Genomic DNA, 23021 nt, shown 5'->3' on the forward strand with positions numbered 1-23021 from the left:
CGTATGCTAGAACGCTCGTTTGGTCGCACACCCGATGGAGTACCTCGCGCTAGTCTAGCCGTCGCAGAACGATTTTAACGATCGCCAACTTCGCAACCTCTTAAGTGATACCGGATTCAACGGAAGTACTGACATCGTGCGCGCAATCGGTTCTCGCATTTGCCTCAGATTGCCGCTCAAAAGCCGGATTAAGGCAGGTCCTCTCCCAAACCGCACCAAGGCCCTGCTGGCTCGGCGAAGCAGGCCCTCCGGCACGTATGACACAAGGGCGGCCCAACTTCACCAACCAACTCGCGAATCGGTATCTGGCAAGGACAAGGGAGCGCGACGTGGCGCGCGCTCCCTTCAAGGCTACGACTTCTGCTCGTGCGCGAGCCATGGCGAAAAACCGATCAGTTCCGACGCGCTCCGATTATTCCGAATCGTCTTCAACAGCCATTCGTCGAAGTTCGCGCTCCAAGTAAAACGAAGGATCATCGTCAGATGAGTCCGTCTCAACGCTCTCTTGACGACCGCTGCGGGCCTCTTCGACTTTGGAAAGATATTTTGTAGGCTTGCCTACTCGCTGCCACTCGTCGTTCTCATTCTTCGTCCACACTTCGGGATGCTGGTGAGGGTCGAGCACCCAGTGATTGTGAGCCACGTGAACAAAACCCATTTCAGCTAGACGGGGCTCCATCCCCGGTCGGGCAGGACGTGACAATACCAATGGATGATCGCCGTCCAATCGCAATTGATGCTCGAGCAGGATATCGCCTGCGTTTTCGACAAGCGGGTGAGTAACGCGTAGATCTACTACGGACGTGATATCGTTACGCCCGAACTGTTCTCGAAACCGGTCTCCCTTGATCCGGACCGGGCCACCCACTGCTAGCAGGCCGACACTTTCGTTACCCAGCTGATAGCTGAAGAACCGCGTGGGGCTATTCGGGTCATGGTAAGTGTTGGCATAGGCTCCAGCAACAGTTGCAGCCCACTCAGCTTTCCTCGAAACAAAGTCAGAGTACTCTTGTGGGTTGTCGGCGATGTCCATAATATCGCGACGCAAGTATCTCTCCACGAGATCCATGAAGTCGTCTTGTTCGTGGATTTTGATAATGGGTGGATCGGAACTCAGAGAGTATGGCGCCGCGGCCTCCGACGACGACCCACCTCGTTCCATGCGGGCAACTGTTTCCGCAAAACGGGGGCTATCTCCCGCCTCGCTCGAATCATCAGCCTGATTCGCGCTTGTGGACTGGCTGGATGAGCCAACGATTCTGCCATACATCCGGATCGCTCTCCTATCGGCGAATTGCACGCAATCGAGCTCGTGCCGCGCAAGCTCTGCCGATGAGGATACAATCTCTAGCTGACCACAAGCTTACCGCGCCACCGGCCCACTACGGGGACGGCAAGGCATCCGCCGGAAGACAGACAACGATTCGGCCGCCTTAAGGCTCGACTGGATAGGTGAACCGCGTGTCCCTTGTCGCGGACGGGCGATCAACGACGTGCCGCTCGACGTTGTTGTCTCTCAACCAACTAAAATACCCAATCAATCATTTCCAAGTCACTTAGTCTCGGAGGTTTGAGCACGATGGCCTGATCAAAGCTGCGAGCTCACTGATCACGTGCGCGTCACCCGCCCAGGTAGCGCATGTGAGTGCACTATCCTCTGCTGCTGCTGGACGAGGCTGTCTTCGCTCACGTGACTTCCGCTCCGACTGAGGTGTGGATCTGGCAATTGGCCGGGCACACCCTGGCGCAGGCGCCGCAGCCGATGCAGGCGCCCTGATCATTTAGAACCATGATCTTCTTTTCGATCTCATCGTCCGCGTCATCGTCTAGATCGACAAGCTCGCCCTCTTCGCTGATTCCCTTCAAGGTCATGACATCTCGACCGCACACCTTGAAACAGCGGCCACAACCGATGCACTTCTTGTCATCGATCGATGTCAAGTATTGCGGTATCCACTCGCGGCCATCGCGCGCTGCAAATGACATAAGTCAGCCCCTCTGGTTATTTTCCAGCGCCTTCAAATCATGGCTCTTGCGCTCGAGTTCGGCATAGGCATCGTACGCCTTCTGCGCCACCGTCATGATCGAGCCCCAGTTGACAGGCAATTCCTCCGACAGGTCGTGCAAATCCATTTTGGCTTGCAGCGCTTTGCCTGACAGCTTCTTCAGTTCTGCTTTCAATGCGTCACGATCACTCATGAGCGCCCTCAATAGTTCGCCACGTCCGGAAATCTGCGAACCATCTCGATTCCGTCGTTGACATATTTGTCGCCTTCCTGTGCCAACTTTACGAGATTAACGAAGCCAAAACGATGCACATCGCGTAGCTGCTTGTTCACGGCGATCAGACGGCCTGCGATCAACACCACGCGGCCGAAGCCTTCATGATGCAGCTTCATAATGGGCTGGATCATCACGCCGGTCACCCTCTCGATCGAGAGCGCGACCGCATCGAAGAATAGTTCAAGCCGCCACAGCGTGTCGGGATCGGGATCGCCGACAATCGGCAGGGCGCGCCGCTTCTCCTTGTCCAAGACATAGGGTTCGAGCAGGTCGAGATCGCTCTTCTTCGTCCAGGCGCCGTTGGCATCCTGAGCGCGCCAAATCTTGATCAGCTCCATGAGGAACGGCGCGTCGATGCCGCTACCCTGCCGCACTATTTCTTCGGTCATCTCACCTCATTCGTCGAACTCAAACGCGCGGCGCTGGTCCTTGGCCATTGCCTTGCGCAGCCAGGGAGGTGGCGTTCCCTTCAGTACGTCCTGAAGCTTTTCAAGCAGCACCAGGATGCTTTCCGGCTTGCTCACCTTGATAGGATGGATCTTGTTGGCTACCACCCGCGCGGCAGCAGCACCGCCGATGGCGGCGACGTACAAAATTGCGCAATCCTTGATTGCCTCGATCTTCGGCGCCAACTTATCGTCGTTGCCGTCTTCCTTGAGATCGCCCTCGAACTCAATTGCTTTAAGAAAGACGTGCCCGCCCGGCGTGACATCATAGATTGCGATGTTCTTTGCCCATCCAAAATGTGCATCGACCCGTCTGAGATCTTGCGTAGCGAAGGCGACCTTCATGCAATCGACCTCTCAGCTGTGCCAGGCGAGCTGTGGCCGGCTCGTCGTGGTAGTGCGGCCGGAACCCGCCAGCTATCGGGCGTAGGCTGATGGTTCTCCTCGCGGTCAGCAATCACGAGATTGGCGATATCGAAGATCATATCGCGCGTACCACGGTAGCCGACGGATAGCTGGTGTCCTGCACCAAGCCGATCGAACATCGGAAAACCCGCGCGATAGAACGGGATTTTCAGCCGAGCCGCCGCTTGCCTGCCATGCGAATGCGTGACCAGTAGGTCGCATTGCTTGGTTCCGGCGAGTTCTTCGAGGTCCTCGAGGTCGCCAATGAGGACCTCCTCGGCCTTGACTCGCTCAATAACGACCGACTGCGTCGTTGTCACTGCTGCGGTCACCTGCGCACCCATGTCATGCAGCATACTGGATAGGTCGAACAGGAGGTCTGGCTCGGCGGCGATCGCAACTCTGCGACCACCAATATGGAAGTGCGCGTCCAGCATTGCATCGGTGAGCTGGCCACGCTGACGCCGATATTTCACCGGTACGGGCCGGCCACTGATCTCGCTCAAAAAGGTGATAAATTCGTCGTTGGGATCGAGACCGCAAAGCCGTTCGAACAGGCGAAATGGCACGCCGGCCTTGCCCTGCAGGACCTCCGCCGCGCGTCGCATCTGTGCGCCAATTGCGATCGTCCATTGAGCGCGTCCCATGCTCGCAATTTCGTCGATGCCGATGCCGCCTATGGTTGTCGGCGTAAACTCATCGGGGATATGCCCATCAAGCGAGCCTGCCAGATCAGGCAAAAAGGACGGCCGCAAGCCGAAATCCTCCAGGATGGCCCGGAGTTCGTCTAGATCACCGGGGGTAAGGTGGCATCCTGGAAGAACATTCACCTTGGACGGGTCGCGCAGTCCACTTACGCCCGGCCCCTCGACCAACGCCTCCACAATGCGCGCCACAGCCTTCTCCCAGCCGTCCTGGAACGCTCCCTTGAAATCTGGTGTCGAGACATAGACCAGCGGCAATTTTGCAAGTTGCGGATGCTTGTCCCGGATCAGCTTGAGGTAGGCATCGACATCGTCGCCATTGGTCTCTGTAACCCCGGTCGAGCAGATCCCCACGATCTTTGGCTTGGCTCGGCTGTGGATATTGAGTATCGCCTGCTCGAGATTCTCGTAGCCACCGAGCACGGTTGCGACCTCGCTCATAGCGGTGGTTTGCAGCGGCACTGCTTCCTTGAAATGGCGCACGAAGAGCGTGAGCCCGAAGGATGTACAGCCTTGCGAACCGTGCAGAAGCGGCATAGCCCCACGCAACCCCATAAAGGCGAAGGCTCCACCGATCGGCTGGCTCATCTTCAGCGGATTGACCGCACAAGACTTAGTAGACGCTTTGACGAGGGCCATAACAGGTCCTTATTCTGCGGCCTGTGGCAGGGCAGATGGTGAGGCCGCCAAGATTCCCTCGATGCGTCTGTTGCAGCAGCCGCCGACCGCATTGGTGTGCTCTCTGACAGCTTCCACGCTGATCAAGCCATGCGCGGTGATTGCATCCTCGATTGTTCCGAGATCGACCTTGTTGCAGCAGCAGATCTCCTTGGTTCGGCGCGCCGTTTCGCCGAGCGCAGGATCGCAAGCGATCTCGGCCAGCGGTGATCGCATCTGCACCATCGCCTTCGCCAAGACCTGCCATGGCGCAGGTCGACGCAGCTGCTCCCACATCGGATTGGAGAGCGACTTGTCGATCTCCTCCACCAATTTGACCATTCCAAGATAGCCCAGATAGGCATGGCACCGCTCCTGGTTGATATCGATCCAGGGCATCGCCGCCTTCAATGCGACAAACTGCGATTTGCCGCCCGACAGCATGATGTCCGCTTCCGCTTCTTTCAACATTCTGTACATTTCGCGCGGCGTCATCTCCTCGATCATGTGGGCATCCTGCCCCATCAGCTCCTTGATGCGTTCCTTGTCCTCCCTCGTCGATTTCTTCACGCTGGTTCCGACCAATTCGAGACCGGCTTCCTGCAGTGCCGCCACGACCGACCATGACTTGACGCCGCCGGTAATCAACAAGACCTTCTTGCCTTTGAATCGTGGCTTGTACGGTTCGATGGCAGCCCAGGCGCGCGTTTCCTCGCGCGCGATCACCGCATCAGTGCGCCCGAGCAACTCTTCGGGGGCGCCGCGCTCGACCAATAAGCGGGCGATCTGGCGAAGCGAATCACTCGAATCCTGGATACCGTAGAACGACCCCTCGAAGAACGGGATCCCGTAGCGCTCCTTCATTTTGCGTGCGACGTTGATCATAGATTTTGAGCAGACCAACATCGCCGCCCGCGCGCGATGAGAAGAAGCGACCTCGCGATACTTTCCGTCGCCAGAGATGCAGGAGAGAATCCGGACTCCGAGCTCGTCCAGCAATGGCTTCACTTGCCAGAGCTCTCCTGAAAGGTTGTATTCTCCGATCAGGTTGATGTCGTACGGCGTTATGTAGTCCGGCTCCTGCGTTCCGATGACATGTTCGAGCAGGGCCTCGCCGGCGAGCTTGTTACCCAGGTTCTTGGAGCCAACGAACCCTGGGGAATTGACCGGGATAACTGGTTTTCCGAACCTTTGAGACGCAGCCTTGCAAACCGCATCGATATCGTCGCCGATCATCGCCGGGATGCAAGTCTGATAGACGAAGATCGCGGGAGGGTCCCACTTATTGATGATTTCTGTGATTGCCTTGCACAGCCGCTGCTCGCCTCCGAATACGATATCGGTTTCGTTCAGATCGGTTGTGAATGCGGTCCGCCACAGATTTGAGCCAGACGACGCCGAGCCGCGATTGTCCCAGGAGTTGCCTTCGCACGCAATCGGACCGTGCACCAAGTGAGCGACATCGGTAAACGGCTGCAGCGCGATCTTGGCACCGTCGAAGGCGCAGCCGCCCGCAGCACTGCCCGGCTGCAGTTGCCTGGTGCAGCCCTTCCTGCGATCAGCCTTCGACTTACTGCCATTCTTGGCGCAGCCCGGCTCGTCGAAGATATTCTGGACCGTGGCCGCTAGCGAACTCATCCGCTTTCCCCTCAGCAAACTAATTGAAGGATTAACCGCCGTGCGTTTGTGCCATCGCCGGGTTTGGCGATGGCACGCGCACCGTTCGTCATCAGCGAATGATGTCGAAGCTGTAGTCGGTTTTGCCAAGAAGGTTGGTCTTCTTGTCGATTTCGTCGAAGATCTTGTCGAGGATCTTGACCAGCACATTCAGGCCACCCTGATAACCCCAAACGGGCGAGCGGTGATGGTGATGCCGATCAAAGACTGGAAAGCCAATTCGGATCAGTGGCGTTCCAGTGTCGCGCTCGAGGTACTTGCCGTACGTGTTGCCAATCAGAAAATCGACCGGCTCGGTAAATAGGAGCGAGCGCATGTGCCAGAGGTCCCGCCCAGGGTAGACTTGGCAGCCCTGCCCAAACGGCGAGCTTGCAAGCAGCGCCGCCATTTTTGTCTGCCATGCCTTGTTGCCGTTGGTGGAAAGCACATGGGTTGGCTCGGCGCCCAGTTCGAGCAGAAAAGCAGCTACCCCGTAGCAGAGATCCGGATCACCATAGATCGCGAACTTCTTGCCATGGATATGCGCACTGGAATCGGCGATGGCGTCGACCAAGCGGCCACGCTCTCGTGCGAGTTGCTCCGGAATGTCCTTGCCGCCGATCCGCGATAACGCCACCAGCAAGTCATCAGTTGCGGATATGCCAATCGGGTAGTTGAAGGACACGACATCCTGCCCATGCTCGGCCACGAATTGCAACGTTTTCTCCGTACACCACTCCTGCATGGAGATTGTCGCCTTGGCGTGAACGGCGTTGGCTGCGTCTTCCAGCGTGGTGCCACCGTCATACATCCGGAACTCGCCATCTGTCGGGGTGTCGAAGACTTCGGAGTTGTCGGCGAGTATGGTGTGCTGGATTCCCATCAGTTCCAGGATGCGCTTGATCTCTCGAAGGTTTCCGACCGTATAGCCATCGAAACCGCCGATGATGTTGATGGCCTGGTTCGGCCTGCGCTCCAGCTTCGGCACCGTTCCGGCCTTGCCGTCCCAAAAATGCTCCAAGATGCCCTTGAGCGCGTTGTCGTAGCCGGTGACGTGGCTGCCGACGAAGGCGGGCGTGTGGGCGAATGGCACGTCGAACTCCGCCGGAACCGAGCCCTTCTCCTTGGACGTCTTGATGAAGGCGTTCAGGTCATCGCCGATCACCTCAGCCATGCAGGTCGTGGAGACCGCAATCATCTTAGGTTTGTACATGTTGTAGCTGTTGGCGAGCCCGTCGATCATGTTGTTCAGGCCACCGAATACAGCAGCGTCCTCCGTCATCGACGAAGAGACGCAGGAGCTCGGCTCTTTGAAGTGTCGCGACAGATGGCTGCGATAGTAGGCCACGCAGCCTTGCGAGCCGTGAACGAAGGGCAGCGTGCCTTCAAAGCCGACGGAGGCGAATACGGCGCCAAGCGGCTGGCAGGCCTTGGCCGGGTTTATCGTTAGCGCCTCCCGCGCAAAATTCTTCTCGCGGTACTCCGGCGTTTTCGTCCATTCCTTGATACGCTCGACTTCGGCGGGCTCGCGGGGATCCTCGAACATCTTCTTCTTGTCCAGCATCTGCTGGTATTCTGGACCGCGGAATAGTTCGAGATGATCGAGCACGTGCTCGGCACTTTGCGCCATTATTGAGATCCTTTTACTATCGAAATTGACCGCCCCGCTCTCCGCTGAGAGCGTGACTTGTTGCCCTATTCTGCAGCCAAGAGCTTGGCCCTCGGCAGTTCCTTCCAGGGCGCCTTCGTCTTTTTCCAGACAGGCGAGTTGACAGCCATGTCCATGTCGCGCGCAAAGATCGCAAAGCCGTCATAGCCGTGATATGGACCCGAATAGTCCCAGGAATGCATCTGCCGGAACGGCACCCCCATCTTCTGGAACACATATTTTTCCTTGATGCCCGAGCCGATGAGGTCAGGCTGGAGCTTTTCGACGAAGCGCTCGAACTCGTAGCCATTGACGTCGTCATAAATCAGCGTGCTGTCCTTTACGTAGTTCTGAGCGGTGCGCTGATAATCGTCGTTGTGGCCAAACTCGTATCCGGTGCCCACGACTTCCATCCCGAGGTCTTCGTAGGCGCCAATCACATGACGCGGACGAAGCCCGCCGACATACAGCATGACCGTTCGGCCCTCCAGGCGCGGGCGATACTTCGCAATCACCGCGTTCACCAGCGGCTGGTACTTTTCAATCACCCGCTCGGCCCCTTCCTTGATCTTGTCGTCGAAATAGGCCGCAATCTTCCGCAGCGATTCTGCGATCTTTGAAGGTCCGAAGAAGTTGTATTCGCACCAGGGGATGCCGAATTTCTCTTCCATGTGACGGGAGATGTAGTTCATTGAACGGTAGCAATGTAGAAGGTTGAGCTTAGCTTTCGGAGTTGCCTCGAGTTCAGCGAGGGAACCGTCCCCGGACCACTGCGCGATCACCCGCAGGCCCATTTCCTCCAGCAGAATTCGCGATGACCAGGCATCGCCGCCGATATTGTAGTCGCCGATGATCGCAACATCGTAAGGCGTCGGCTCGAACTTTGGTGCGCCGTCGGGCTCGAGCTTGTCGAAGATCCAGTCACGTACCGCGTCGTTGGCGATGTGGTGACCTAGTGACTGCGACACGCCACGAAAACCCTCGCAGCGGACCGGCACGATAGTCTTGCCTCCATACTCCTTGGATTTAGTTCTTGAGACAGCTTCGATATCGTCGCCGATCAGTCCGATCGGGCATTCCGATTGGATGGTGATGCCGTTGTTGAGGGGAAACAGCTCCTGGATTTCGTCAAGAACTTTGACCAGTTTCTTGTCACCACCGAATACGATATCCTTTTCCTGGAAGTCGGAGGTGAATTGCAGGGTCACGAAGCTATCGATCCCCGTCGTACCAACGTAATAGTTGCGGCGCGATCCCCACGAATACTGACCACAGCCAACAGGACCATGGCTGATATGGACCATGTCCTTGATCGGTCCCCAAACCACGCCCTTGGATCCCGCATAGGCGCAGCCTCGGATCGTCATCACGCCGGGTATGGATTTGATGTTGGACTTCACCCCGCAGTCGGACTTGCCGGCCTGGTGAACGTTGAGGTGCTTGGCACGCCTTTTCGCGGTTTTCTCCGGATAGACTTTCAGCACCTCCTCGATCAGCTGTTTGTTGCGAGCCCTGATATCTGCGATACTCTGGGTCGTGGCGAGACTCATCTGATGTCCTCAAGGTTAGCTGTTGCAAGAGCGGCTTCTGACCCGGACTTTTGCAACCAGCATGCCAGCGCCTCGTGAACACAAAACCCATAACGATTAACGGCAGTTAGCGCGTCTCGCGCGGGGGGCAACGCCGTTGTTGCGAACGCGACATCGCGCTTTGCTCGCAGACTTCTTGGTTTGACCTGTTCGAAATGGAACAAGGACGAGCTATGCGCGAAATGGCCCCGCGCAGCTATCAGCGCGTCTTTTCGTTCTAGACGTGACCCCATAAATCTGCCGGGCGGACGGCTTGCCAGAATCCGCTATGGCCCGATAGCGACCAAATTCCGCAGCGCGACGAAATAACGCGAAGGGTCAGAGCGGACGTCAGCTCCGGCTCACGCTTCGCTATAAACTTGGCGCAATTTCAGACCTGATCCATTCCACGAAGGTCTGCAAAGCGCGGCGCTGACGGCCAGCGCGCGGGAACACTAGATGATGACCAACGTAGCGGATGTCGGTGGAGCGGCCAGCCAGGGGCGCTATCAGGCGCCCCGATTCTATCTCACTTTCAGCCAACCGAGTTGATTCCAACGTCACGCCAACCCCGCCGCAAGCCATGGCTATTGCGAGGAAGCTGCGGTCGAATCGCATTCCATGGATCGCTGGAGGTTCGAGCCCGTTCGCGGCGAACCATTGATACCATTGAACCTGCTTCACGTCGGAGCGAATAAGAACTTGGCTCAACAAATCCTTTGGCTGGCGGATTTTCTTCGCGATTTGAGGAGCACACAGAGGGGTGACGGTTTCCTCACCAAGCGGGATCACTTCGAGGCCCTCACCGCGAGGTGAACCGTAGACGATGTCCAGATCGAAATCGTCGTTCGTGAAGCGGGCGTACTCCGTATTGGCGGCGAGCCGAACCTCCAGTTTCGGTTCGGCCGCGAGAAATTTGGTCAGGCGCGGGGCCAGCCATTGCGCTGCGAAACTTGGGGCACAATGCACCCTCAGGAGCTGCGGCCCGCGACCTGCGACTTCTTCGATCCCGCGCCGCAAATTGTCGAAGGCCGCACCGGCGTGGCGCATCAGGTTCTCGCCAGCGGGCGTTAGACGGACGGAACGAGCACTCCGCTCGAACAGAACGGTGCTCAGGGTGCTTTCCAGCTTGCGGATCGCGTGGCTGACGGCGCTCGGCGTCAAATGCAACTCGTCGGCCGCATCGCTGAAGGAGCCAGTGCGCGCAGCCGCTTCGAAGGCCCGGATAGCGGAGATCGGGATGCTCGACAGCAGCATACCCATAAGTGAACCAGATTCACACATCCAAGACAACTGCGCGTTTGTCCCGGCCGGCCCCTCGGCTCTAGCAATGGGGCAAGAGGACCGGCTGCCTACCGCGGCGTCCAAAACGACAGGGACAGGGAGGATTCGAATGCTGCTTCGCGGCAAAACGGCGATCATCACGGGGGCGGCCTCGCCTCGTGGGATTGGCCTCGCAACCGCCAGGCGATTTGCCGAAGAGGGCGCGCGGGTCGCCATCCTCGACATCGATGGGACCGCCGCACAGGCCGCCGCGCAAGGCCTCGGCGACGCTCATATCGGAATTGCTTGCGACGTCGCCGACCAGGCTTCGTGTCAGAAGGCAGTCGAAGCTGTCGCTGACGCTTTCGGCCAAATCGATATCCTGATCAACAATGCCGGCATCACACAGCCGGTCAAATTCCTCGACATCACGCCGGCCGACTGGGACCGTATCCAGGACGTCAACCTGAAGGGCATTCTGTTCCTGTCCCAGGCAGTGATCCCGCATATGCGCAAGCAAAAATCGGGATCGATTGCATGCATGTCGTCGGTATCGGCCCAGCGCGGCGGCGGCATTTTCGGTGGTCCGCACTACTCGGCGGCGAAGGCCGGGGTCCTTGGGCTCGCCAAGGCGATGGCTCGGGAATTTGGCGCCGATGGTATCCGCGTCAACTGCGTCACGCCGGGATTGATAGGCACCGACATCACCTCTGGCAAGCTCAACGACGAGATGAAAGCGAAGGTCCTGGAAGGCATTCCGCTCGGACGGTTCGGGGAGGCCAAGGACGTTGCCGGTATCTACACATTTCTTGCATCGGACCTCTCGGCATACGTCACCGGCTCCGTGATCGACGTCAACGGCGGGATGCTCATTCACTAAGAGCAGCGATGGAGAGATGGATGTCCACGAGTTTACTTGTCAACACGCCCAGCCTTTCGCAGCGTGCGCGCAACATTCGCCGCAACGCCCTGCGTATGGGCGAAGTTCAAGGCCAAGGCTATATCGCGCAGGCGCTCGATATTTCCGACGTGTTGGCGGTCGCATATTTTCACGCGATGCGTTACCGGCCCGAGGAGCCCACCTGGGAAGATCGCGATCGTTTCCTCCTTTCCAACGGTCACTACGCGATCGCCCTTTATGCCGCACTGATCGAGGCCGGCATTATCCCCGCAGTCGAACTCGAGACGTATGGTTTCGACGAAAGCCGCCTGCCGATGTCAGGCATGGCCTCCTACACGCCCGGTATGGAAATATCCGGCGGGTCCCTGGGGCTCGGACTGAGCATCGCGGTCGGCATGGGGCTCGGGTTGAAGCGCAAGGGCTCCAAGAGCCGCGTTTTCACGCTGTTCTCGGACGGAGAGCTCAACGAGGGTTCGAAGTGGGAAGCGATGATGTCGGCTGCACACCACAAGCTCGACAATTTGATCGCGATCATTGACGTCAACAACCAGCAGGCCGATGGCCCTTCGAAACAGATGATGGGGTTCGAGCCGTTGGTCGACAAGCTCGAGGCCTTCGGCTGGTTCGTACGCCGCGTCGACGGCAATGACCTGGACGCCGTCGTGGCAGCATTCGACGCGACGATTTCGCACCCCGAGCCGCAACCGAGGATCATCATCGCCGACACTCTCATGGGCAAGGGAGTTCCGTTCCTCGAACAGCGAGAAAAGAATCACTTCATTCGGGTCGAAGCGCACGAATGGAAATTGGCGCTGGCAGAACTTGATGCGGGAGACAGGTCATGAAGTCGGTTACCTCAGCTACGCCCGGGAAACCGCGGCTCACCACCTCCGCGATGATCGCGTCGATCGCCGCCGAGGGACAAAAGACGAAACCAGCGCCGTTCGGTCACGCGCTTGTCGAATTGGCCCGGAGCTGCCCCGAGGTGGTGGGCCTCACCGCCGATCTGGGCAAGTACACGGACCTGCATATTTTCGCGAAGCAGTTTCCAGACCGCTACTATCAAATGGGTATGGCGGAGCAGCTCCTCTACGGTGCGGCTTCGGGCATGGCGGCTGAAGGATTCATGCCCTTCGCTACGACTTATGCGGTGTTCGCCTCGCGGCGCGCCTACGATTTCATCCACCAGACGATTGCAGAGGAAGACCGCAACGTAAAGATCGTCTGCGCCTTACCAGGTCTCACTTCCGGCTACGGCCCAAGCCACCAGGCGGCGGAAGACCTCGCGCTGTTCCGCGCAATGCCGAATATGACCGTGATCGACCCCTGCGACGCTCACGAGATCGAGCAGATCGTTCCGGCCATCGCGGCGCATCACGGGCCCGTATATATGCGGCTCTTGCGTGGTCAGGTGCCCCTCGTCCTGGACGAGTACAACTATCAATTCAGGCTCGGCAGGGCATCCTTGATTCGGGACGGTCGGGACGTCCTGATCATCTCCTCTGGAATTATGACCATGCGAGCGCTGGAAGCCGCAAAGGAACTCGCCGGTGATAGCGTGGACGTAGCCGTGCTGCATGTACCGACAATCAAGCCGCTCGACCACGGAGCGATACTGCGCGAAGCAGCAAAACCCGGCCGTCTCGTCGTGGTCACCGAGAACCATACCATCATCGGCGGGCTCGGAGAGGCGATTGCAGCGCTGTTGATGCGCTCCGGCGTCCATCCAGCCTTCCGCCAGATCGCGTTACCCGATGAGTTCCTTGCCGCTGGGGCGCTTCCCACGCTGCACGATCGCTACGGCATTTCGACTGCGGAAGTTGCAAGGCAGATCAAGGGGTGGCTGCGCTAAGCGCGCACCTAGATACGTCAACTTCGACTGAGGGAAGCATCGCCTACGCGGGCGTCGCCGCGGAGAACGATGGCCGCTGCCTGACGGCCGGTGCCCGAGAACCGGCCGGAGCTGCAGAAGCGTGCTGCTGCCGATCAACATACCGATACTCAACAAGGAGGAAGCAATGACCCAACGCAAATCGACTGCCATCACCCGCCGCAATTTGCTCCTGGCCGGCGCGGCTGTCCCGTTGTGCGCCGTCCTCAGCCGCCCGGCCGCCGCCGCAGAGTTCACTTACAAGCTCGCGACCGGGCAGGACCCCGCGCATCCGGTGAATGCTCGGGCCAAGGAGGCCGCCGATCGCATCAAGGAAGCGACTAGCGGGCGCTTGGAAATCAATCTCTTTCCCGCCAACCAGCTTGGCTCGGATACGGATCTGCTGACGCAGGTTCGCAACGGTAGCGTCGAGTTTTTCAACCTCTCCTCTCTGATCCTCGCTACCCTTGTACCCGCCGCCGGCATCGTGAATCTCGGCTTCCTCTTCCCCAACTACGATGCCGTCTGGAAGGCCATGGACGGCGAACTCGGCGCCTACATCCGCGCGCAGATCGCCAAGACGCCCATCATGGCGGTGTCCAAACCTTGGGACAATGGCTTCCGCCACATCACGTCGTCGGGCCGTGAGATCAAGACACCGGACGACCTCAAGGGCTTCAAGCTCAGGGTACCTGCCGCACCCAATCTGACGTCGCTGTTTCTTGCGCTCGGGGCAGGACCAGCGCCGATCAACTTCAACGAGGTCTATTCCGCGCTCCAGACCAAGGTCGTGGACGGTCAGGAAAATCCCCTTCCGATCATAGCAACGGCGCGCCTGTATGAGGTGCAGAAGACCTGCAGCCTGACGGGTCACGTCTGGGACAATTACTGGATCCTCGGCAACAAGCGCGCGTTCCAGAAGCTTCCGCAGGACGTGCAAGAGATCGTGACGAACGAACTCGATCGCTCGGCCAACGATGAACGAGCCGACATCGCAAAGCTCAGTGAATCCCTCCGCACCGACTTGACAGCCAAGGGGATGCAATTCCTCGACGTCGACCGATCCGCCTTCCGGCAGGCGCTGGCAAAGACGAGCTTCTATGCCGACTGGAAATCCAAATTCGGCGCGGAGGCCTGGGTTCAACTTGAGAAAGCCGCGGGTAAGTTGGGGTGAGCCATGGAACATGTGCACATGGACGGGGCGACACTTGCTCTTCCTGAGCCTGCCTCCGGATGGCGCAAGGCCATTGTGAACCTGAACAAGGCACTGAAGCCCGTCGTCGCCATTCCTGCCGCACTGCTGGTCATCGCAGAGGTGACAGTCCTCTTCGTCGGCATCGTCTCTCGCTACGTGCTCCATACCCCGATTGTCTGGTCGGATGAGCTCGCCGGCATCCTGTTTCTGTGGCTGGCGATGCTGGGATCGGTCGTCGCCTTCCAGCGGGCCGAGCATATGCGGATGACGGCCATCGTTGGCATGATCCGCCCGGAAGCCAGGTTGTTCCTTGACGTCTTTGCGACGGCTGCCTCGTTCGCGTTCTTACTTCTGGTAGTTCGCCCCGCCTACGAGTTTGCGGCCGACGAAGTCTTCGTCACAACTCCGGCTCTGGGAATAGTCAACACTTGGCGCGCCGCCGCCCTGCCGGTCGGCATCGGCTTGATGCTGGTCGTTGCCACTCTGAGGCTGGCAGCCACGGCCAATGTGAAGCACCTCGCGGCTGCAATCGCTGCGGTGGGAACGCTGATCGGGATTCTCGCGCTGCTCGCACCAATCCTTAAACCGCTCGGCAATCTGAACCTGCTGATCTTCTTCGTGTTTATCGTTGGCGCCATGGTTTTCGCAGCGGTGCCGATCGCCTTCGCGTTCGGCCTTACGACCATCGGCTACATAACGCTGACGACCAGCACACCCGACGTGGTCGTTATCGGTCGCATGGACGAAGGCATGAGCCATCTCATCCTGCTTGCGGTACCGATGTTCGTGTTCCTCGGCTTGTTGATCGAAATGACCGGCATGGCCCGCGCCATGGTCGGTTTCCTCGCCAGCCTGCTTGGCCACGTTCGAGGCGGTCTCCAATATGTGCTTGTCGGTGCGATGTATCTGGTCTCGGGTATTTCGGGATCCAAGGCGGCCGATATGGCAGCAATAGCGCCTGTGCTCTTCCCAGAAATGACCAGACGCGGCGCGAAGCGTGGTGACCTCGTCGCGCTCCTGGCGGCGACCGGCGCTCAGACCGAGACGATCCCCCCATCATTGGTGTTGATCACAATCGGATCGGTGACGGGCGTGTCGATCGCGGCCCTGTTCACGGGCGGGTTATTGCCGGCGATCGTGCTCGCGGTCGGACTGTGCGCGGTGGTGTGGTGGCGGTACCGTGGAGAGGATTTGTCGCACGTTCAGCGGGCGACCAGGCGTGAAATCGGCCGTTCTTTTCTGATCGCGATTCCCGCCATTGCCCTTCCATTTGTGATCCGCGCTGCGGTGGTCGGGGGGGTAGCAACAGCCACCGAGGTCTCGACGATTGGCATCGTCTATTCCGTATTGGCCGGGCTTTTTATCTATCGCCGGTTCGACTGGCGTCGCCTCTATCCGATCTTGGTTGAGACTGCGGCTCTTTCCGGCGCGATCCTCTTCATCATCGGTGCGGCGACGGGGATGGCCTGGGCTTTGACCCAATCGGGCTTCTCGGCATCACTTGCGAAGTTCATGACCTCCTTGCCGGGTGGTGCGCCGATATTTCTGATCGTCACGATCCTTGCGTTCGTCGTCCTGGGAAGCGTGCTCGAAGGCATCCCTGCCATCGTGCTCTTCGGTCCGCTGCTTTTCCCCATTGCCCGTCAGGTGGGGGTGCATGAGGTCCACTATGCCATGGTCGTCGTTCTGGCGATGGGGATCGGACTTTTCGCGCCGCCATTCGGCGTCGGCTACTATGCGGCGTGCGCCATCAGCCGGATTCATCCCGACGAAGGCATGGGTCCGATCCTGGCGTACATGCTGGCTCTGCTCCTCGGCACGGTCATAGTGGCTGCAGTGCCGTGGATTTCGATAGGTTTCCTTTAAAGTCCGCAAAACGTCTCAGCTGCGGAGATCGTCCGCAAGGTGAGCTTCTGGCGAGCTAGACAGGTTGTTCGCACAGCTCTTTGTGGAGGCAACGATCCGGGCGCGAAGCGACACACCGCGTTCAGGGCCATACGCGACTATGGATCGCGCATCGACCGAATCGCCATGCGAGTTTTCGAAAAGGCCTGACGTGAATGCGGGTCGCCCTTCGCTCGAAGCTCCGATTACTTTCACGACAGCGCGACTAGACTCTGGAAGGCCGATCCTACGTCATGTCCACTTCGATCATGGACGACCGGGTCGAGCCACTAGCAAGCCCGGCCAAGTCCGCTATGCCGCCGAAAGCGGAAGTATATGCAAATCGTTACCGGTACGGCCGCGGGGCGTTGCCGGTTGATGGCGCGGCCCGAGACATGATTCAAGCTCCGAAACCGGAGCCTCGAATCATGCGCCACGAACTCAGCGATTACGAATGGACCGCCATCAAACCGATGCTGCCGAACAAGCCGCGCGGCGTTCAGCGCGTAAATGTCCGTCGCGTGCTTAATGGCATCTTTTGGGTCCTGCGTTCAGGTGCGCCATGGCGCGACCTGCCGTTAGAACTACGGCCCCCGCGCTCGACGAAGGCGGACACAAAGGAAAAACGGCTGCAAGGTGCCCTGGCCGAGCAGGCCTGCCAGTGCGAACTTTGCTTGCCGAGACCTCAGGTGTTGACCTACTGCGATGACGATGATCAGGGCACGACGTCATTCTACTTCGCAGCTCAATGCAGCCTCCCTCTCACCTCGACGCAGCACGCCCGCCGATCACGCCAATAGCTGGCGTGCCTTGATAAGTGCGCGCGCGAGCACATCAATTTCTTCACGGGTGTTGTAAAGTCCAAGGGACGCACGGCATGTTGCCAGCGCGCCGAAGCGCTTGAGCAGCGGCATCGCGCAGTGAGCCCCCGCCCGCACCGCTACACCGGCGCGATCGACGACGGTGGCAATATCGTGCGCATGCGCACCTTTCACATCAAACGAGATGATCGGCCCCTTCTCGGCCGGCGTCCCGATCATGCGCACGAAGTTGATGTCCTCGAGCTTCTCCTGCGTGTAAGCGAGCAGTGCGCTCTCGTGCTTGCGGATCTGCGCCTTGCCTATCGAATTGATGTAATCCACGGCTGCGCCCAACCCGATCGCCTCGACGATCGGCGGCGTACCCGCTTCGAACCGGTGCGGCGGATCCCCATAAATGACGCCGGAACGCGAGACCTCGCGGATCATCTCGCCGCCGCCATTGAAGGGCGTCATCGATGCCAGATGCTCGGATTTTCCGTAAAGAACGCCGATTCCGGTCGGACCATAGAGTTTGTGGCCGGTCATGACGTAGAAATCGCAATCAATATCGCAGACGTCGACGCTCAGATGGACGCATGCTTGCGAGCCGTCGACCAGCACCGGGATACCACGAGCATGCGCGACCCTCACCAGGTCTTTCACCGGCAAGACCGTGCCGAGCACGTTCGACATCTGTGTGATTGCGACCATCTTGGTGCGCGAGGTCAGCAGTCGCTCAAATTCATCGAGTAAGAAGTTGCCGGCATCATCCACTGGTGCCCATTTGATCACTGCACCGAGCCGTTCCCTAAGAAAATGCCATGGCACAATGTTGGAGTGGTGTTCCAAAATTGACAGAACGATCTCATCACCCGGGCTGACGCGCTCACGACCAAACGTCTGTGCGACCAGATTGATCGCCTCGGTGGCGCTGCGCGTGAAGATAATCTCTTCGTTCAAATGCGCGTTCACAAACCGCGCTACCTTGGTACGGGCGCCCTCATACGCTTCGGTCGCCGCATTGGCGAGATAGTGCAAGCCACGATGAACGTTGGCATATTCGCTGGAGTACACCTGCATCATGCGGTCAAGTACCACATTTGGCTTTTGCGCGGACGCAGCGTTATCGAGGTAGACAAGCGGCTTGCCGTACACGGTCATGGCCAGCGCCGGAAAGTCACTACGCAGACGGTCGACCTCGTAACGACCATTGCTGACCGCGGGATGTTCGCTCATTGCCGTTCCTGCAGCCAGTGTTCAGCTTGCGCGGTCACAAAATCGCGCAGGTTATCGGCGAAAATCTCCTCAATCGACTCTCCGATGAACGCTTTAATCAGCAACATCTGCGCATCCTTCCCGGACAGCCCCCGCGCGCGCAAATAGAATACGAGATTGCCGTCTAGCGCTCCTGAGGTCGCTCCGTGGCCGCAGGTCACGTCGTCGGCCGAGATTTCAAGTTCCGGCTTACTGTTCGCCTCGGCCTGGTCGGATAAGAGCAGCGCTCGCGTCGACAGGCTGGCGTCGGTCTTCTGGGCGACGGGACGAACGACGATTCGGCCCTGAAACACCGAGCGGCCGCAATCATCAACGACCGCGCGGAAGTTCTGCCGACTGGTGCAATGCGGCACGGCGTGGTCGACCACGATTGTTGTGTCGGCGTGCAGTTTATCTTTGATGAGATTAACCCCGTTCGCAGAGAGCTTGGATCCCTCGCCACCCAGCGTCACGAATCCCTGATAGCGATTGATGGAGCCCCTGCACGTCATGCTGAAGAGATCGAGCTTAGCTCTGGTGCCGACCGCGATGATCCCCGACGAGATGTTCACCGCATCAGCGCCGTCAGCCGCTATGCGAATATGCGAAAGGCTCGCCTCGTCCCCAGCCAGGGCGATTAAGACATCGTTGGCCTGATAGCCGCTCGCGCCTTCGGCCGAGATGAAACTTTGCACCACGGTCGCATGCGCCCCTTTCTCGAGCTGCAGATATGAGCGTGTAAAAGCGGACACCGACGATCCCGTTGCGACCTGAACGATTTGAATAGGGCGTCTGATCGTGTTGCCTTCGGCAATCGAAATTACCAGACCATCCGAGGCCATTGCCGCATTGAGCGAGATCACCGCATCGTCCGTCGTCGAAAGCACCAAACCGGCCATTGCGCCAGTGGCCGAATTCTCCAACGCCTCTCGCAGTGACTGCACATGGAGCTCATTTTCCAGCTCGCCGAGATCCGATAGCTCAGGCGCGAATATGCCGTCCACCAAGACCAATTTGACCGCCTGATCGACAGCCACTCGCCTGGCCGACGCCTTTGCGCGCGCCAACGCCGCTGCATCCGGTCGCGGAGCGAGTGGCAACACCTCGCCGATCAGGGCACGCAGATCCGTGTATCTCCAGGCCTCCATGCGCCGATGCGGCAGGCCGGCGCGCTCATAGGCTTCGAATGCCCTCGCACGGATATGGGGGACGATGCCCGCGCCAGGCAACCGTCCGAGCGCGGCTGCGAGAAAATTGCTCGTTGCGCACCCGGCATCGGCCTTGGCCAATACTTGCTTCATGGGAAATCCCTAAAGCCGTCAGGCCGCGGTTTCGAACTGGGCGTAGCCACAGGCCTCGAGTTCCAGCGCGAGTTCCTTGCCGCCGCTCTTCACGACGCGGCCTTTCGACATCACGTGCACATAATCGGGCACGATGTAATGAAGGAGCCGCTGATAGTGGGTGATCACGATCATCGCCCTTTCCGGCGAACGCAGGCCGTTGATGCCGCTCGCGACAATACGCAGGGCGTCGATATCCAGCCCGGAATCGATCTCGTCCAGTATGCATAGACTCGGCTCGAACAACGCCATCTGCAGGATCTCGTTGCGCTTCTTCTCGCCGCCCGAGAAGCCGACATTGACGCCGCGCTTGAGCATGTCCCGGGTAATGTTGAGCGACTCGGCCACCTCACGGACCTTTTTCAGAAATTCGGGCGTGGATAATTCCCCTCGGCCGCGCGCCTTGCGCTGGGCGTTCAGCGCCGTGCGCAGGAAGTTCATGGTGGTGACGCCGGGGATCTCGACCGGGTACTGGAACGCCAGAAACACGCCCTTGGCGGCGCGCTCGTTGGGCTCCATCTCCAGGAGGTCCTCGCCCCTGAACAGGATCTGGCCGCCCGTGACTTCATAGCCCGGTTTGCCGGCGATGACGTGGGAGAGCGTCGACTTGCCGGAGCCGTTCGGCCCCATGATCGCGTGCACTTCGCCCGCATTGACCATGAGATCGAGGCCGCGGATTATTTCACGACTGTCGACACCAACATGCAGATTTTGGATTTCGAGCAGCGTCATTTTTGATCTGATCCCTCAAAATGCGTCGTCCGGAACGGCGAGCCGCGTTCGGGGGCTCGCGGGACGTTTGGTTATCCGACAGATCCCTCGAGAGAGATCGAGATCAGCTTCTGCGCCTCCACTGCGAACTCCATCGGAAGCTTTTGCAGGACATCTTTCGCGAAACCGTTGACGACAAGGCCGATGGCCTGTTGCTCGCTCAAGCCTCTTTGCAAGCAGTAGAACAGGACGTCCTCGGAAATCTTCGACGTCGTCGCTTCGTGCTCGAACGTCGCCGAGGAGTTCTTGGCCTCGACATAGGGCACGGTGTGCGCGCCGCATTTGTCGCCGATCAGGAGCGAGTCGCAGGCGGTGTAGTTGCGCGCGCCGGTCGCCTTGCGATGGGCGCTGATGAGGCCGCGATAGGTGTTCTGTGACTTGCCGGCAGCGATGCCCTTGGAGATGATCCGGCTCGACGTGTTCTTGCCGAGGTGGATCATCTTGGTGCCGCTATCGACCTGCTGAAAACCGTTCGAGATCGCGATCGAGTAGAACTCGCCGCTCGAATTGTCGCCGCGCAGGATGCAGCTCGGATACTTCCAGGTGATCGCCGAACCGGTCTCGACCTGGGTCCAGGAGATCTTCGAGTTCTTGCCGCGACAGTCGCCACGCTTGGTGACGAAATTGTAGATGCCGCCCTTGCCTTCCGAATTTCCGGGGTACCAGTTCTGCACCGTCGAATATTTGATCTCGGCGTCGTCGAGCGCAACCAGCTCGACCACGGCGGCATGCAGCTGGTTCTCGTCGCGTTGCGGCGCGGTACAGCCTTCGAGATAGGAAACGTACGAACCCTTGTCGGCGATGATCAGCGTACGCTCGAACTGGCCGGTGTTGCGCTCGTTGATGCGGAAATAGGTCGACAGCTCCATCGGGCAGCGCACGCCCGGCGGCACATAGACGAACGAGCCGTCGGAGAACACCGCCGAATTCAGCGTCGCGAAATAGTTGTCCGAGGTCGGCACCACGGTGCCAAGATATTTCCGCACTAGCTCGGGATGCTCGCGGATCGCCTCCGAGATCGGCATGAAGATCACGCCGGCCTTCTTCAGCTCCTTCTGGAAGGTGGTCGCCACCGACACCGAGTCGAACACCGCGTCGACCGCGATCTTGCGGTTCGGCGTCTGCTCGCCGCCGGGCGGCGGCTCGACGCCTTCCAGGATCGCGACCTCGCGCAGGGGGATGCCGAGCTTCTCGTAGGTCTTGAGGATTTCCGGATCGATCTCGTCGATCGACGACAGCGTCTTCTTCGGCTTCGGCGCCGCGTAATAGTAGATGTCCTGATAGTCGATCTTCGGATAGTTGACGCGCGCCCAGGTCGGCTCGGTCATGGTCAGCCAGCGGCGATACGCCTCCAGGCGCCATTCCAGCATCCAGGCCAGTTCGTTCTTCTTTGTGGAGATGAAGCGGACGGTGTCTTCCGACAGCCCCTTAGGGGCCTTGTCGGACTCGATCAGCGTCTCAAACCCATATCGATACTGATCGACGTCGGTGCGCCGGACGCGCTCGACCGTCTCTTGTACAGCTACCATTGCCCACTCCGTTCACGCATGGACGATTCTCGGCGGCGATGATTGCGTCGCCTCTCCTCCGAGCGGATCGCGCAAGTCACGGCCGACTCGAGGCCAGGTTGGGAAAGGACCAGGAGACCGACCCAAAGGGGAGCCGCCCTCGATAGGGTTTCGATCATGTTTTGCGCCGGAGTGCCACCCGTCGGCTACTCGATCTATGCCGGCACACAGGTATCAGGCACCGGACAAACGACGGCGCATTGCGGCGCATCAAAATGCCCTTCACATTGAGTGCACTGGCTCGGATTGATCACATATATGTCGTTCTTCAGGCTGATCGCGGCGTTAGGGCATTCGTACTCACACGCACCACAGACCGTGCATTGTGACGCGATTATTTTGTAGGCCATCACTACGATTCCATAAGCAAAGGTGCGGGACTACGCCTTGCCTTCAAGTCTCATGCCAAGGAGTCTTGTGCTTGATTTGTCTTGGCTACTTTCGATAGCGCAAGCCGCCGCCTCGACCGGGTGTCGTAAACCCTACAATCGGCATCGCAGCTACTTGATCTCATAGCTTGCGCATTGTCGAGATTTCGCGATAGCCAGCGATCATGTGAAGGAGTTCGCCAATAAGACGCAGCTCGGCTCGACCTGACGTAGCGGCGGAGCGCTTTTGAAGTGGTATCGATTGTAGCCGTGCCACCGTCTCGGGGGATCGCAGATCGCCCTCTGGTGATGGTTCTGCTCACCCGGACAGCGGCAGCGAAGGCATCACGATGTCAATCGGGCGACGTCGTCATCGGCTCAAGCAACGTCTCCATATCGCAACCAGAAAAATCGTCGCGAGATGGCGCCAAATAGAGCCG

20 protein-coding genes and 1 pseudogene are annotated in these 23021 nt (G+C 59.1%); 6 read left to right on the forward strand and 15 right to left on the reverse strand.

Annotation, left to right across the window (positions count from 1 at the left end):
- Nucleotides 1–412: 412 nt before the first annotated feature.
- From ACVWZM_RS09950 to ACVWZM_RS09995, 10 genes are all read right to left on the reverse strand, one after another.
- Complete coding sequence (locus ACVWZM_RS09950; RefSeq protein WP_456852973.1) at nucleotides 413–1270, reverse strand: host specificity protein; 858 nt, start codon at nucleotides 1268–1270, stop codon at nucleotides 413–415.
- Nucleotides 1271–1686: 416 nt separating this feature from the next.
- Nucleotides 1687–1986, reverse strand: coding sequence for a ferredoxin III, nif-specific (gene fdxB, locus ACVWZM_RS09955; protein WP_456852975.1), 300 nt, complete (start codon nucleotides 1984–1986; stop codon nucleotides 1687–1689).
- 3 nt (nucleotides 1987–1989) lie between these two features.
- Nucleotides 1990–2199, reverse strand: a complete 210-nt coding sequence (locus tag ACVWZM_RS09960; protein ID WP_076828198.1) for a CCE_0567 family metalloprotein — start codon at nucleotides 2197–2199, stop codon at nucleotides 1990–1992.
- Nucleotides 2200–2207: 8 nt separating this feature from the next.
- Nucleotides 2208–2672: a NifX-associated nitrogen fixation protein gene (locus ACVWZM_RS09965; RefSeq protein ID WP_456852977.1), complete on the reverse strand. Its 465-nt coding sequence runs from the start codon at nucleotides 2670–2672 to the stop codon at nucleotides 2208–2210.
- 6 nt (nucleotides 2673–2678) lie between these two features.
- Nucleotides 2679–3074 carry a nitrogen fixation protein NifX gene (gene nifX, locus ACVWZM_RS09970; protein ID WP_456828150.1) on the reverse strand — a complete coding sequence of 132 codons (396 nt, stop codon included), beginning with the start codon at nucleotides 3072–3074 and terminating at the stop codon, nucleotides 2679–2681.
- The gene (gene nifN / locus ACVWZM_RS09975; protein WP_456852979.1) at nucleotides 3071–4477 is read right to left on the reverse strand and encodes a nitrogenase iron-molybdenum cofactor biosynthesis protein NifN; all 1407 of its coding nucleotides are present in this window, start codon (nucleotides 4475–4477) and stop codon (nucleotides 3071–3073) included. The genes nifX and nifN overlap by 4 nt, the downstream gene beginning before the upstream one ends.
- Nucleotides 4478–4486: 9 nt before the next feature.
- Nucleotides 4487–6133, reverse strand: a complete 1647-nt coding sequence (gene nifE, locus ACVWZM_RS09980) for a nitrogenase iron-molybdenum cofactor biosynthesis protein NifE (protein WP_456852981.1) — start codon at nucleotides 6131–6133, stop codon at nucleotides 4487–4489.
- Nucleotides 6134–6224: 91 nt separating this feature from the next.
- Nucleotides 6225–7781: a nitrogenase molybdenum-iron protein subunit beta gene (nifK, locus tag ACVWZM_RS09985; RefSeq protein WP_456852983.1), complete on the reverse strand. Its 1557-nt coding sequence runs from the start codon at nucleotides 7779–7781 to the stop codon at nucleotides 6225–6227.
- A 65-nt stretch (nucleotides 7782–7846) separates the two neighbouring features.
- Nucleotides 7847–9349, reverse strand: a complete 1503-nt coding sequence (nifD, locus tag ACVWZM_RS09990) for a nitrogenase molybdenum-iron protein alpha chain (RefSeq protein ID WP_456852985.1) — start codon at nucleotides 9347–9349, stop codon at nucleotides 7847–7849.
- A gap of 390 nt (nucleotides 9350–9739) precedes the next feature.
- Nucleotides 9740–10621, reverse strand: a complete 882-nt coding sequence (locus ACVWZM_RS09995; protein WP_456856670.1) for a LysR substrate-binding domain-containing protein — start codon at nucleotides 10619–10621, stop codon at nucleotides 9740–9742.
- Between the two features lie 139 nt (nucleotides 10622–10760).
- On the opposite strand from ACVWZM_RS09995, the gene ACVWZM_RS10000 reads away from it, so the two are divergent.
- The 6 genes and pseudogenes from ACVWZM_RS10000 to ACVWZM_RS10025 form a co-directional block, all read left to right on the forward strand.
- Nucleotides 10761–11510: an SDR family NAD(P)-dependent oxidoreductase gene (locus ACVWZM_RS10000; RefSeq protein ID WP_456856672.1), complete on the forward strand. Its 750-nt coding sequence runs from the start codon at nucleotides 10761–10763 to the stop codon at nucleotides 11508–11510.
- A 20-nt stretch (nucleotides 11511–11530) separates the two neighbouring features.
- Nucleotides 11531–12376: a transketolase gene (locus ACVWZM_RS10005; protein WP_456852987.1), complete on the forward strand. Its 846-nt coding sequence runs from the start codon at nucleotides 11531–11533 to the stop codon at nucleotides 12374–12376.
- Nucleotides 12373–13383 (forward strand): transketolase family protein, encoded by a 1011-nt coding sequence (locus tag ACVWZM_RS10010; protein ID WP_456852989.1) that lies wholly within the window; start codon nucleotides 12373–12375, stop codon nucleotides 13381–13383. Before ACVWZM_RS10005 ends, ACVWZM_RS10010 begins: the two co-directional genes overlap by 4 nt.
- A gap of 166 nt (nucleotides 13384–13549) precedes the next feature.
- Nucleotides 13550–14575: a TRAP transporter substrate-binding protein gene (locus ACVWZM_RS10015; RefSeq protein WP_456856673.1), complete on the forward strand. Its 1026-nt coding sequence runs from the start codon at nucleotides 13550–13552 to the stop codon at nucleotides 14573–14575.
- A 3-nt stretch (nucleotides 14576–14578) separates the two neighbouring features.
- Nucleotides 14579–16462 (forward strand): TRAP transporter large permease, encoded by a 1884-nt coding sequence (locus ACVWZM_RS10020; protein WP_456852991.1) that lies wholly within the window; start codon nucleotides 14579–14581, stop codon nucleotides 16460–16462.
- Nucleotides 16463–16908: 446 nt separating this feature from the next.
- A pseudogene (locus ACVWZM_RS10025) lies at nucleotides 16909–17073 on the forward strand (transposase); the annotation flags it as partial.
- Nucleotides 17074–17268: 195 nt separating this feature from the next.
- On the opposite strand, the gene ACVWZM_RS10030 reads toward ACVWZM_RS10025, so the two are convergent.
- The 5 genes from ACVWZM_RS10030 to ACVWZM_RS10050 form a co-directional block, all read right to left on the reverse strand.
- Nucleotides 17269–18516 carry a cysteine desulfurase gene (locus tag ACVWZM_RS10030; RefSeq protein WP_456852993.1) on the reverse strand — a complete coding sequence of 416 codons (1248 nt, stop codon included), beginning with the start codon at nucleotides 18514–18516 and terminating at the stop codon, nucleotides 17269–17271.
- Complete coding sequence (gene sufD / locus ACVWZM_RS10035) at nucleotides 18513–19835, reverse strand: Fe-S cluster assembly protein SufD (RefSeq protein WP_456852995.1); 1323 nt, start codon at nucleotides 19833–19835, stop codon at nucleotides 18513–18515. The genes ACVWZM_RS10030 and sufD overlap by 4 nt, the downstream gene beginning before the upstream one ends.
- A gap of 18 nt (nucleotides 19836–19853) precedes the next feature.
- A complete protein-coding gene (gene sufC, locus ACVWZM_RS10040; protein WP_456852997.1) occupies nucleotides 19854–20606 on the reverse strand; it encodes a Fe-S cluster assembly ATPase SufC in 753 nt (250 codons plus the stop codon).
- A gap of 71 nt (nucleotides 20607–20677) precedes the next feature.
- Nucleotides 20678–22174: a Fe-S cluster assembly protein SufB gene (sufB, locus tag ACVWZM_RS10045; RefSeq protein ID WP_456852999.1), complete on the reverse strand. Its 1497-nt coding sequence runs from the start codon at nucleotides 22172–22174 to the stop codon at nucleotides 20678–20680.
- A 194-nt stretch (nucleotides 22175–22368) separates the two neighbouring features.
- The gene (locus tag ACVWZM_RS10050; protein ID WP_128971097.1) at nucleotides 22369–22563 is read right to left on the reverse strand and encodes a 4Fe-4S dicluster domain-containing protein; all 195 of its coding nucleotides are present in this window, start codon (nucleotides 22561–22563) and stop codon (nucleotides 22369–22371) included.
- Nucleotides 22564–23021 lie beyond the last annotated feature (458 nt).

This window comes from Bradyrhizobium sp. USDA 4501, assembly GCF_054062115.1.